We start from the raw sequence: 13,636 nt of genomic DNA on the forward strand, positions 1-13,636 counted from the left end.
TTTCAATCAAGTGATTCTTAGCATCAGGTGGAGTTTTAACTCCATCTGATGCTAAGAACTCTGTTTATCCGATGGCTACCAGCCGTAATACCCCCATCGCACACAGCGAAAGCGACTATTGCCAAATCAAAGATTTGGGATATCTGCTTTTCTTATAAAGTGGGGAATATTAGAACTATTGAGTTTCAGCGATTTAGAGTTCTTATGCTGTGCATAACGGCTGCTACGCCCCTGGATAACGATTTCCCCTAAAGGATAACGCCTTCTAAGTGATAAAGCACTAAGAATCCTGTTAATAAGTTTCAGATGGAGAAAAAAACTTCACCTGAAACCAAGAACTCTGTTTATAAGGATGAAGAGAAAGGTAAAGGGAAAACACGACAGCAGTAAGCAAGTTTTGCTGAAGTATTTTCCCTTTTATTTAATATCTTCTAATAGTGATTTGTAATGTTCTAATGCATGAATAAATTGATCTACTGATTTGCTATCCATATTTCTTATAGTATCGGATATACAGTTGGAAATTAAAGTTTGCTTTATGTCTAATATATCATTAACTTTCTTAAATTCTTCAGATATAGATAGTTTTACAATTCTTCTGTTGCTTTCAGGTATCTCTCGGGTTACAACACCCTGATTTACCAGACGGTTTACTATACCAGATACTGTACTCTTTGCAAGCATTAAATGATTGCTCAACTCATTTAATGTCATACCAGGTTTTTTATACAGATGAACTACAACTGCCAGTTGAGGTGCCGTAAAACCAAATTGTCCTGCAATTTCTCTGAATTTATGACCAATAATTTTATGGATAATTTTAAAAAGATTAATTATTTTATCCGATTGCTCTAATATTAAGTCATCATTTTGTGGTGGCAAGTTCTTTTGTGTTGGTATTGTGCTCAGCTCCTTTCTCTGTTTTTTTACTTTTCATCATTAAAGTTAAGACTATAGTGACAATTACTATAATAGAAGTAATAGCAACTGCATAAGCCATAGCGTCTATGGTAGCCTGTCCTTGAAGCAATTTACTTAACGTAGATAATGCAGAGGCTTTAGCTGTGCCTTGGGGTAGGCCTTCTTGCATATATGATTTCGTAAGTATATTTATCGTATCATTAGCGGGTTTATTGTAGACATTTATTTGCTCAGATAGTTTTAAATAATTGTAGTTAGTTTTGCTTTGTATTATGGCGGACATTATTGTTACGCTGAGGGAACTTGCTATTTGTCTTATGGTACTGGAGAGAGCAGATGCTTTTCCAATCAAGTTTTGTGGTACTACATTCATTCCTGCAGTATTAATTGGCATCATTGTAAATCCTAGCCCAATTGACCTTACACATAGAATAAAAGTTATCATTTCTCTAGTGGAATTCATATTTATTAAAACTGAAAGATGATAGGAACTTAAGGCTAGTATTATAAGCCCAGGTATAACTAAGGGCTTGGCACCAATTTTATCAAACAAGTTACCACTTACAGGCATTAGTATTCCAACTACAAGTGCAGCAGGCAGCATGATTAGACCTGTTTCCATTGCTGTATATCCTCTTATATTTTGGAGGAATAAGGGTAGCACGTATACTCCACCCATAAGTGCCATAGTCAAAACGCAGATTATTATTTGACATACACTAAAATCAAATAATTTAAATACAGTGAGGTCTAAAAGTGGCTGCGGGTGGGTAAGTTCATTTACTATAAATAGTATAAGACTCAGACATCCTAAAGTCAAAAGCAGCGGGTATTGTACTTTGCTCCAGTCAATTGAAGTCCATTCCCCAAGTACATATAAAATGCTTACTACTCCAATTGTAGAAGATAAAAATCCTATTACATCAAAAGATTTAAATGTAACTTTTTTAGGATCCTTTAGTAAAATTCCAGCTAAAATTACACCTAGTATACCTATGGGAACATTGATATTGAAAATAAGTCTCCAGTTCATATTTTGAATAATATATCCACCTAAAGTAGGTCCTATGGAAGGTGCTGCCATGGAAGCTATCCCCCAAATTCCAAGGGCTAGGCCTATTTTATCTCTAGGAAATATTTCATATATTATGGACATACCTACAGGCATTATCATGCCGCCACCTAAAGCTTGTATAATACGAAATACTATCATAGATGTATTGTTCCAGGCAAATCCACATAGCATGGAGCCCAAAGTGAACATTGCAAGTGCAAACATATATATTTTTTTAGATCCGAAAACTTCCTGAAGATATCCCGTAAGAGGTATAATTGCACCAAGAGCTAGGGTATATGATGTCAGTATCCATTTTGAATCATCCATTGATACTCCAAAGACTGCCATCATCTTTGGAATAGCGATATTAACTATACTACTGTCAAGTATGGACATAAAAGTTCCTATTACTACAACAATTAATGCTAGCCAGCTGTATATAGATTCATTGTTGTTTTCTTCCATTATATCACCCCATTACTTTATGCGAATTTTAACAACGGCATTGGTACCTGGAAGTATTTTGTTGTTAAATTTGTCTAGAGAAATTTTTATAGGTATTCTCTGAACTACTTTTGTAAATGTACCACTGGTAGTAGTTGGTATAATAGATAGTGCAGATTGGGCTGCTTCTCCTACAGATTTTACTTTACCGGTAAATTTTTGAGACCCATACTCATCTATAGTAATGCTAACTGGCTGTCCAACTCTTATTTTTCCAAGCTTTGTTTCTTCTATGTCAGCAGTTATATAAAGTTTATTTGGATCTATTAAAGTAGCTAGGGTTTGACCAGGAGACCAAATTTCACCGATGGTTCCCTGCTTTTTAATAATTATGCCATTTATAGGTGATCGTATTAAAGATTGATCTACCTTTGAGTCAGATAGGTCTGACATTTCTTGACGGGCTAATATTTGATTTTTAATAACAATATCTCCTTCATCTACATTGAGTTCTAGCAATTTACCACTGATTTGTGGAGTTACGTTGACTAGGTCTGCATCTACTTTTGCATCGTCTGTTGAAACATAGTAGGTGTTTTCATACCAATAATAAAATCCTATACTACTGAGTGCGACTGCGATTATTACTAATATTCCTACAATCAATATTTTTCGTTTTTGTTTCATATTTGAAATACCCTCTTTCTCTATTTTTCAAGTCCAATCTCAGCAAACATACCGGGTTTTAGCTGTGAATCTTTATCTGTTAGGCTTACTTTAACTAAAATGTCTCTGCTTTCAGAATTTAAATTAGAATTTATAACGGCTATTCTACCCTTAAATTGTTTGTCTGGTATTTCAGATACTTTTACAGCTACTTCTTGTCCTTCTTTAATTTGACTTACAATATCTAAAGGTGCATAGGCATTTACATAGAGGTTGCTGGAATTTATTATAGAAAGAAGTGTTGCACCAGGGGATACTGTATCTCCTACATTGACATTTCTGGTATTTACTACTCCGGAAATAGGTGCCGTAATAATAGCATTGCTTAAGGATGTCTGTGCAGTTTTTAAAGCTGCTTGAGCCTGGATTACCTGTGCTTTGTAAACATCTATAGATGATTTTGTGGGGCCATTTTGTAGCATAGCAAGTTGCTCTTGGGCAGTTTTATACTGTGAATCTGCTGTAGCAAGCTGCTGATTGGCTGAATCCAGTTCCTGCTGAGTTGCTGCTCCTGCATTTACTAAAGCCTGTACACGGTCATAGTTCTTTTTTACTGTTTCATAACTTTGAGAAGCACTGCTTACAGAGGATTGAGCTTCAGCGACTTGTTCAGGACGGGTGCTATTTTGGGCATTAGTTAAATTTGCATTTGCGGTATTTAAAGCTGCTTGGGCTTGATCAACTTGTCCTTGAAGATCTTTTGTATCTAGTTTAATAAGTACGTCGCCTTCATTTGTTTTTGAACCCAAGTCAACGGATATTTCAGAAACCTTTGCTGAAACTTTTGAAGTTATATTTGCTTGTTCATTTGTTGAAATTTTTCCTCCCATTAAAAATTGATCACTGGTATTTTGATTGATGTTTTTAATATTTTTACTCGTAGTGTTTGTAGAACCGCAGCCTGTCAAAAATATTGCTGCAGCCAGGCTAAATAAAATAGCTTTTTTCATATACAACCTCCTTTAATGGTTAATATAGATATTATTTGCATAAAAACTGTTCGTGTATTAACAGTTTTTATTATATACCTGTTTATTTTCATTTTCAAGAATATTATTCCAAGTGATAATTTAAAAAATACATTTTTTGATACTTGACATATGGCCATATTTTAATTAGAATAAAGGTTAGAATTTAAGTGAAAAATACACTTTAAATTGGTCCTGTGAGGCCAGAAAGAGGTATGTGATGGGTAAGCTTTTTTATATCCTAAAAAAAATGAATAGTTTTGTATTTGAATATGAAAACTTTGGCAATAGAAAAATTGTTTTTTAAAATAATTTTTTTATTGCCTTTTTTGTTTTTTAAGATGGATAGGTGTATTTTTACTAGTAAAAATGCAGGAGGTATAGTATGAAAGCAAAACTTATATTAGAAAATGGAAGTATCTTTCAAGGAGAAGCTTTTGGGTATTTGAAAGATAGTGTAGGTGAAGTGGTATTTAATACTGGAATGACAGGATATGAAGAAATACTTACAGACCCATCCTATTATGGTCAGATAGTAACGATGACTTATCCCCTTATAGGAAATTATGGAATTAATCTGGAAGACATGGAATCATCCAACCCAAAGGTAAAGGGATTTATTGTAAGAGAGTTATGCAGCTATTCCAGTAATTTTAGATCTGAACTTGAACTTTGTGATTACCTTAAAACGAATAAAATTGTAGGACTTTCTGGAATCGACACGAGAGCACTTACAAAAATGCTAAGAACAAATGGTACTATGAAGGGAATTATAACTATAGAAAATCTAGACTTTGTCTCTGTAGAAGATAAAATTAAGTCTTTTTCCAATAAAAATGCAGTATCTAAGGTGAGTACAGAGGGAAAATATATTGTAGGTGAAGGCAAAAAAAATATTGCTATTTTGGATTTTGGAATTAAAAAAACCATGATAAAAGCATTTGCAGATAGAGGATGTAAGGTAACTATATTTCCTTCAAATACTAAAGCAGAAGATGTACTTGAAATTGATCCAGATTTGATATTCTTATCAAATGGTCCGGGAGATCCAGATGATCTTACCTGTGAAATTGAAAATATAAAAAAGCTTATAGGCAAAAAACCTATTACAGGAATATGTCTTGGACATCAGCTTTTGGCATTAGCCCTTGGGGGGAGCACAGCTAAACTCAAATTTGGTCACAGAGGATGCAACCATCCTGTAAAAGATCTTATAAGCGGTAAAGTGCATATAACTTCTCAAAATCACGGCTATTATGTGAACAGACTGCCTGAAGATATGGAAATAACTCATGTAAGTTTAAACGATGGAACTATAGAAGGAATGAAACATAAAAGTCTTCCTATATTCTCAATACAATTTCATCCGGAAGCATGTCCGGGACCGGAAGACAACAACTATATATTTGATGAATTTATGAAATACTCACTTTAAAATATAGAGTTTCTAGTTTGAAAGTTAACTTGTAATCCGGATATTTTACTGTTAATTGATAAAATATAATTAAAAATTAAGAGTTAAGAATTAATAGTTATGGATGATTTTCTTCAGCTAACACTTCAGAAAATCTTCATTCACTATTCATTATTAATTCTTAACTTAAAGATATGCTTGCACACAAGTTGTCTTTAAGTTGTAAATTCTATAGATGAAAATTATGAATTGTGAATTGTGCATTGAGTAGAAGGGAGATAGGTTTTTATGCCTTTAAATAAAAATATTAAAAAAATATTAGTAATAGGATCTGGCCCTATAATTATAGGTCAGGCAGCAGAGTTTGATTATTCTGGAACTCAGGCTTGTGAATCTCTTAGGGAAGAGGGGTTAGAAGTTGTACTTATAAATAGTAATCCGGCAACTATAATGACAGATAGGGAGGTTGCGGATAAAGTTTATATTGAACCTCTTACGGTTGAATTTGTAGAAAAAGTTATAAAAAAAGAAAGACCTGACAGTCTTTTAGCAGGTATGGGTGGACAGACTGCATTAAATTTGACAGTGGAATTATATGAAAAGAAAATACTTGAAAAATATAACGTGAATATAATAGGTACCGCAATAGAAGCTATAAAAAAAGGTGAAGATAGAGAACTTTTTAGAGATACTATGAATAAAATAAATCAGCCTGTTGTGGAAAGTGAAATAATAACGGATATGGAAAGCGGTAAAAAATTTGCAAACAGAATAGGTTATCCTGTTATAGTAAGGCCTGCTTATACCTTAGGTGGAACAGGCGGCGGAATAGCTGAAAATGAAGAACAGCTGGAGACCATACTGGAATCGGGACTAGAACTTAGTTCCATAGGTCAAGTACTTCTTGAAAGAAGTATAAAAGGCTGGAAGGAAATCGAATATGAAGTTATGAGAGACAGCTTTGGAAACTGTATAACTGTATGTAATATGGAAAATGTAGATCCTGTTGGAATTCATACAGGAGACAGTATAGTAGTAGCCCCTAGCCAGACATTATCTGATAAGGAATATCAAATGCTTAGAACTGCTTCTATTAATATAATAAATGAGGTTGGAATAGAAGGCGGATGCAATGTTCAGCTGGCACTTAATCCAAAATCTTTTGAATATGCAGTTATAGAGATAAATCCAAGGGTAAGTCGTTCTTCAGCTTTGGCATCAAAGGCTACTGGATATCCTATTGCAAAGGTTGCAGCTAAAATAGCTCTTGGATATGGCCTAGATGAAATAAAAAATGCAGTTACTAAAAAGACTTATGCTTGTTTCGAGCCATCTCTTGACTATGTAGTAGTAAAAATTCCTAAGTGGCCTTTTGACAAATTCCACAATGCAGATAGGGAACTTGGCACAAAAATGATGGCTACAGGTGAAATAATGGCAATAGGTAGTAACTTTGAAGCTGCATTTTTAAAAGGTGTGAGATCTCTTGAAATAGGGGCTTATTCCTTGGAGTATAAAAAATTTAAAGACTTCACCATGAAAGAACTTAAAGAAAGAATAGCATATCCTGATGATGAAAGAATATTTGCAATGGCAGAAATGATTAGGAGAAAATATAGAATTGAAAAATTAGCTGAGATTACAGGAATAGATATATTCTTTATAAAGAAATTTCAGTGGATAATAGATGAAGAAGAAAAATTAAAGTCCAGTGATATTTCCAATATGGATAAAGAGTGGCTAACTTTGCTTAAGAAAAAGGGATTTTCAGATAAGGGAATAGCAGATATGCTCCGAGTATCTCCAGAAGAAGTATATAAGCTTAGAAATATATGGAGTATAACTCCTGCTTATAAAATGGTAGATACCTGTGGGGGAGAATTTGAAGCCCTATCACCTTATTATTATTCTACTTATGAACAATATGACGAAGTTGAGGTTTCAGATAAAAAGAAAGTTATTGTAATAGGCTCAGGACCTATAAGAATAGGCCAGGGAATAGAATTTGACTATGCTTCTGTTCACTGTATAAAGACTCTTAGAAAGTTAAATATAGAAACTATTATAGTAAACAACAATCCTGAAACTGTAAGTACAGATTTTGATATTTCAGATAAATTGTATTTTGAACCTATAACTGAAGAAGATGTACTAAGCATAATAGATAAGGAAAAACCTTATGGTGTAATACTTCAATTTGGTGGAGAAACTGCCATAAAATTAGCAGAATTTTTAAAGGAAAAAAATATAGTTACTTTGGGTACAACAGCGGATCAGATAGATGAGGCAGAAGACAGAGAAAAGTTTGATGATCTTTTGGAAAGACTAAATATAAGCAGACCTAAGGGAAAAGGTGTTTGGTCTGTAGAAGAAGGATTGGAAGAAGCAAGAAGATTAGAATTCCCTGTACTTGTAAGGCCGTCCTATGTACTTGGTGGTCAAGGAATGGAAATAACTTACGATGATAAAGAACTTACTTACTACTTATCCATGGCTTTTAAGAAAGATAGGAAAAATCCTATATTAATAGATAAGTATCTGATGGGAAGAGAAATAGAAGTAGATGCAATTTGTGATGGAGAAGATGTGCTTATACCTGGAATTATGGAGCATCTTGAAAGGGCTGGTATACACTCTGGTGATAGTATAACTATGTATCCTAGTCAGAATATAAGTGATGAAATGAAGAAAAAAATATTAGATTATACCGAAAAACTTGCAACTGGAATCGGAATAAAAGGTATGATTAACATTCAGTTTATAGAGTATAAGGGCAATCTGTATGTAATAGAAGTAAATCCAAGGGCTTCAAGGACAGTTCCATATATAAGCAAGGTGAGCGGTGTACCTATAGTTGATATTGCAACTAGAGTAACTTTGGGTGAAAAACTAAAGAATATTGGGTATGGAGTTGGAATTTCAAAAGAACCCAATATAGTGGCAGTTAAGGTGCCTGTATTTTCTACACAGAAACTTCCAAATGTAGAAGTATCACTTGGACCTGAAATGAGATCAACTGGAGAAGTACTAGGTGTTTCAAATACTCTTACAGGAGCACTTTATAAAGGATTTTTAGCTGCAGGAATGTTTTCTAATATGAAAAACGGAGTAATGCTTGCTACTATAGGAGATCATGATAAACAAGAATTTTTACCTATAGCTAAAGAGATTTACAAGATGGGAATAAAATTTATGGCTACTCGAAATACGGCAAAACTTTTAAGAGATAATGGAATTGAAGTTAAAGAAGTTAGAAAGATGAATGAAGAAAATCCTAATATAATAGATGTTATAAAAAATGAAGAGGTGGATTTAGTCATAAATACACCAACTAAAGGGAATGATTCTAGAAGAGATGGATTTCATATAAGAAGAACTGCCGTAGAGAGAAACATTCAAGTAATAACTTCTTTAGATACATTTAGAGCTATGACCTATGTCAAATCAGAAGATGTAGATAGTGATGAATTAGATGTATTTTCAGAGTATAAGTAAAAATACAATCAGGTGCCAGGCACCATGGTGGGACATTTATGCTCCACTATGGTGCCTGGCACCTAAAATAATAATGAAAGGTTTGTAATTATGAGTGATATAAAGGAACTTACAGAAAAGTATTACCCTGAAATAGTTGAGATAAGAAGATATTTTCATAAATATCCAGAGTTAAGCAAAAAAGAATTTGCTACTCAAAAGAAAATCATTGAAGTACTTGAGGGTTTGGACTTAGACATTAGAAAGGCTGCTGGTACAGGAGTTATTGCTGAATTAAAAGGTGAAAAACCAGGTAAAATTATAGCAATTCGAGCAGATATGGATGCACTTGCCATAGAAGATGAATGTGGAAAGCCTTATCAATCACAAAATAAGGGTGCATGTCATGCTTGTGGCCATGACGGACATATTGCTATGCTTTTGGGAGTTATAAAAGTACTTAGTAATCTTCGTCATGAGATAAAGGGAACTGTAAGATTCATATTTCAACCTAGTGAAGAAGAAGTAGCTGATGGATCAGGGGCAGCGGCAATTATAGCTGATGGTGGACTAAAAGATGTAGATGCCATTATAGGAGCACATCTATGGCAGCCTGTTAAATTTGGGACAGTAGGAATATCTGCTGGTCCCATGATGGCAGCAAGTGATGAATTTACAATAATTATTGAAGGAAAAGCAGGGCATGCTTCCATGCCACATCAAACTATAGATTCTATATTAACGGCATCCCAAATAGTGGTGGCATTGAATACAATTGTTGGAAGAGATGTAGACCCAATGAAGCAAGCTGTTGTGTCTGTTGGTGTATTTAACTCGGGACATGTTTACAATTCAGTAGCAGGAAGAGCTGAACTAAAGGGAACCATAAGGTCTCTTGATGAAAATGTACGAGAAAAAGTATTTGGCCATATAAAAAAGATTGTAGAGGATGTATGTGATATGGCAGGTGCAAAATGCAAAATTGAGAGAGATAGATGTACTTACGTTCTTGCAAATGATCCTAAAGTTACCAGTGTAGTATTGGAAGCAGGTAAAGAGATGGTTGGACATAAAGCTCATGCTATAGAGCCTTTTATGAGCAGTGAAGATTTTTCTTACTATTTGCAAAAGATTCCCGGATGCTTCATCTTTGTAGGTGTAGGTAATCCTGAAAAAGGTATTATATACCCTCAGCATCATCCTAAGTATGATATAGACGAGAGAGCCATGGCCTACGGAGTAGAAGTCATGAGCAATGCTGCATTGAAATTACTAAATTAGGTGCCAGGTACCATGATGGAACATAAATGTCCCACTATGGTGCCTGGCACCTATAATATTGATATCAATTTTTCCGTTTTATATTTATCTTATATTCCTTCATTTTTCTCCACAAGGTTGTTCTACTGCATCCTAAAGTTTCTGCAGTTTTTCCTATCTCTAAGTTATTCGTCATTAAGGTTTTTATAATATTATTTTTTTCAAATGTAGTCAAATCAAAATCATTTTGATCATGCTTATCTAGTTTGTCTATTTTGGTGTGTTGTCTAATTAATTCATTAATTAGATCATCGATTTTATTTTTCCTGTTTTCCTCATTGGATACAACAAATAATCTTTCAACAAAACTTTTTAGTTCTCTAACATTTCCATGCCAATCATAATTAGTTAATTTGCTGAAAATTGAGTTGAAATCTATTTTAATGTTTGATTTATTTTCATAGTTCAATTCATTTAAAATATTATTAGCTATCTCAATAATATCATCTTTTCTATTACGTAATGGAGGAATTGTAAGATTAAGTACGTTAAGTCTATAATATAAATCTTCACGAAATCTATGTTCTTTTATTTCATTAAATAAGTTTTTATTTGTTGCTGCAATAAATCTGATATTAATTGGTATTATGCTTTCTCCTCCAATTCTGCGAATTTCATTTTCTTGTAAAGCTCTCAAAAGTTTTACTTGAATTTCCATAGGCATTTCTCCTACTTCATCAAGGAATAAAGTACCTCCATTAGCTAGCTCAAATACACCCTGCTTTCCACCTTTTATTGCTCCTGTGAAAGAACCTTCCTCATATCCAAAAAGTTCAGATTCAAGTATGTTTTTTGATAGCGCAGAACAATTAATTGCTACGAATGGTCCCTCTTTCCGAGGGCTTGTATTATGTATGCTTTGAGCAAATAGCTCTTTACCAGTTCCAGTTTCACCAGTAATTAGTATTGTAAATTTTGAAAGAGAATAATTATATGCTATTTTTTTAATTTTTTTTATCTGCTCTGAACTGCCAATTATATCATCAAAATTGTGTTTAGCTACAAATCCTTTTTTATGTAATTGTACTCTTGCTTTTCGTTCACTTTTTTGTAAGGATTTTATTTCTTGAAATGTTGCTACTACTCCTTTTATCTGTTGATCAACAATTATTGGTATTCGGTTAGTTGAAACCATTGTACCATTAATATTCATTATCTCATCTGTTTCTTTTATGCCTGATTTAGTTACATCATGTAACCTGGTATTATGAATTACTTCTTTTATATCCTTTCCAATACAATATTTTGAATCTGACTTTACTATTTTTTCAGCTAGACTATTTAAAATCTCAATTTTACCTGTAGTATCAACTGCGATAATAGCATCATGAGTATAGTTAAATATAGTTTTATATCGTTCCATCTTTAATTTTAATTTTTCTTGTATTATGTGTTCCCTATTTTTCACTTTTAATAGTTGTTCTGCTACCTCTATTGCTTTTTTTACAGATGTTGGGGAACTCTCAACAACGATATGATTTAGCCCATATTTTCTTGCAAAGTATTCTGTAGAAGTTCCCCCTATTTCTAAAACAATGTTTTTTGCCATTGCATTCTTTATACATATTTCACAATCTTTAAAAGTATTAAATGTATAATAATCTGCATCAATGTTTAATAAATAACACATAGTTTTTACGTCATTAGATATTTCTGAATATGAAAAAAAAGCTATTTTACCTTTAACTTTTATGACTTTCTCCATAATTGGAATATAGTCAGATAATGTTGTATCTATGTTAACGGTGGGTATATCTAGGTCTTGTTTTAATATTTCTGTTGTACCTTTTCTGCTGATTATTATTCTAGCTCCCTTAGATATTAATTCTTTAGAAAACTCAAGTGCCTCGTCTAACTTTTTGATAAATACATCAATTTTTTTATTATTACTATTTATAATTTTATTAGCTAATTTAACTAATTCTTTGGATGGAGATATTAAACATATAGGTGTTACTTGCTCTTGCATCTTAACAAATTCCTTCCTAATAGTTTTTATTATCATTAAAATAATCTTTAGTAGCACATATTTATGGATAAATCTAAAAAACAATTTTATTAAATTCTTCTATTCACATTTATTATACTGCAAATGCATTTAAAAATGGCATATTTGAAAGTAATGTAATTCACACTGTTTCATAATGTTTTACTTTCATAAAACGATATGAAACAATATGAAACAATACGTAAATATATTAAATATATTAAGATAATATTTAATATATTTACGTATTATCTTAATATTGGCAGAGTGCAAAATGTAAGCTTTTTTTAATTTATATTTGAGAATATTATAAAACTTGGCATAGAATTTGCTCTAATCAATAGTAATACTAATTAGCCGGCATTAGTTATCAAATAAAAATTATGAAGGGATGGGTACAAATGAAAAATATGCCTAAACAATTACGTGAAAGATTAAAGGAGAAAGAAATACTTGTTGCTCCAGGAGCTTATGATCCTCTAACAGCAAAAATTATTGAAAGAGAAGGTTTTGAAGCAGTTTATATGACAGGCTATGGAACATCTGCAAGTATACTTGGAAGACCAGATGTTGGATTATTAACTATGAGTGAAATGGTACGTCGTGCAGCAAATATTGTTGAGAGAATAAATATACCTCTTATTGCTGATGCAGATACAGGATATGGCAATGCCGTTAATGTTATGAGAACTGTTCGTGAATACGAGAAGGCAGGGGTTTCTTGTATCCAATTAGAAGATCAGGTTGCACCAAAAAAATGCGGACATATGCTAGGAAGAGAAATTATTTCACAAAACGAAATGGTTGGAAAAATTAAAGCCGCATGTGATGCAAGACAAAATCCTGATTTAATGATTATGGCAAGAACAGATGCACGTACTAATTTTGGATTAGAAGAAGCTATTAAAAGAGGAAAGGCCTACGAAGAAACAGGGGCAGATATTTTATTTATAGAATCTGTTGAATCTGAAGATGAAATGAAAACAGTTACAAGTAGTTTTAATGTTCCTGTATTAGCTAATATGCTGGAACACGGAAGAAGTCCGTTACTTTCTGCAAGTCAGCTTGAAAAGATAGGATATGATTTAACAATATTTTGTGTATCATCAACCTATGTTATTGCAAAGGCAGTAACCGATTTAATGAGACACTTAAAGAAAACAGGTACAACAAGTGACTATTTTGATAAAATGATAACATTTGAGGAGTTCAATAGATTAATAGGGTTACCAGAAATTCGTGAAATAGAAGAGAAATATTCAACAGGAAGAAGTGCAGTATTTCCTAAAGGTAACTAACTAAACTTTGGCAGAAGGAGAGTTAAA

General features: G+C 32.9%; 9 protein-coding genes. 4 read left to right on the forward strand and 5 right to left on the reverse strand.

The features are described 5' to 3' along the window. Nucleotides 1-417 precede the first annotated feature (417 nt). From B5S50_RS13130 to B5S50_RS13145, 4 genes are read right to left on the reverse strand one after another with little or no spacing between them, the layout of a single operon-like run. Nucleotides 418-882, reverse strand: a complete 465-nt coding sequence (locus B5S50_RS13130) for a MarR family winged helix-turn-helix transcriptional regulator (protein ID WP_242872181.1) — start codon at nt 880-882, stop codon at nt 418-420. Then, nucleotides 866-2,443: a DHA2 family efflux MFS transporter permease subunit gene (locus B5S50_RS13135; RefSeq protein ID WP_065079792.1), complete on the reverse strand. Its 1,578-nt coding sequence runs from the start codon at nt 2,441-2,443 to the stop codon at nt 866-868. Before B5S50_RS13135 ends, B5S50_RS13130 begins: the two co-directional genes overlap by 17 nt. Before the next feature lie 12 nt (nt 2,444-2,455). Beyond that, nucleotides 2,456-3,109, reverse strand: coding sequence for an HlyD family secretion protein (locus B5S50_RS13140; RefSeq protein WP_065079793.1), 654 nt, complete (start codon nt 3,107-3,109; stop codon nt 2,456-2,458). Nucleotides 3,110-3,129: 20 nt separating this feature from the next. Then, nucleotides 3,130-4,098 (reverse strand): HlyD family secretion protein, encoded by a 969-nt coding sequence (locus tag B5S50_RS13145; RefSeq protein WP_217302033.1) that lies wholly within the window; start codon nt 4,096-4,098, stop codon nt 3,130-3,132. 403 nt (nt 4,099-4,501) lie between these two features. Here B5S50_RS13145 and B5S50_RS13150 point away from each other — a divergent pair, with 403 nt between their 5' ends. The 3 genes from B5S50_RS13150 to B5S50_RS13160 all read left to right on the forward strand — a co-directional run bounded on the left by B5S50_RS13150 (nt 4,502) and on the right by B5S50_RS13160 (nt 10,285). Beyond that, the gene (locus B5S50_RS13150; protein ID WP_217302034.1) at nt 4,502-5,551 is read left to right on the forward strand and encodes a carbamoyl phosphate synthase small subunit; all 1,050 of its coding nucleotides are present in this window, start codon (nt 4,502-4,504) and stop codon (nt 5,549-5,551) included. 267 nt (nt 5,552-5,818) lie between these two features. Beyond that, entirely contained in the window at nt 5,819-9,025 is a 3,207-nt protein-coding gene (gene carB / locus B5S50_RS13155; RefSeq protein ID WP_065079796.1) for a carbamoyl-phosphate synthase large subunit, read from the forward strand. Nucleotides 9,026-9,115: 90 nt separating this feature from the next. After that, complete coding sequence (locus tag B5S50_RS13160; RefSeq protein ID WP_217302035.1) at nt 9,116-10,285, forward strand: M20 family metallopeptidase; 1,170 nt, start codon at nt 9,116-9,118, stop codon at nt 10,283-10,285. Between the two features lie 64 nt (nt 10,286-10,349). Here the strand turns inward: B5S50_RS13160 and B5S50_RS13165 are convergent, their stop codons facing one another. Continuing rightward, on the reverse strand, nt 10,350-12,329 hold the full coding sequence (locus B5S50_RS13165) for a sigma-54-dependent Fis family transcriptional regulator (protein ID WP_217302036.1): 1,980 nt from the start codon (nt 12,327-12,329) through the stop codon (nt 10,350-10,352). A gap of 383 nt (nt 12,330-12,712) precedes the next feature. On the opposite strand from B5S50_RS13165, the gene B5S50_RS13170 reads away from it, so the two are divergent. Continuing rightward, nucleotides 12,713-13,609, forward strand: a complete 897-nt coding sequence (locus B5S50_RS13170) for an oxaloacetate decarboxylase (RefSeq protein WP_217302037.1) — start codon at nt 12,713-12,715, stop codon at nt 13,607-13,609. The last annotated feature ends 27 nt before the right edge of the window (nt 13,610-13,636 follow it).

Source organism: Clostridium sp. 001 (genome assembly GCF_019056555.1).
GTDB lineage: Bacteria > Bacillota > Clostridia > Clostridiales > Clostridiaceae > Clostridium_B > Clostridium_B ragsdalei.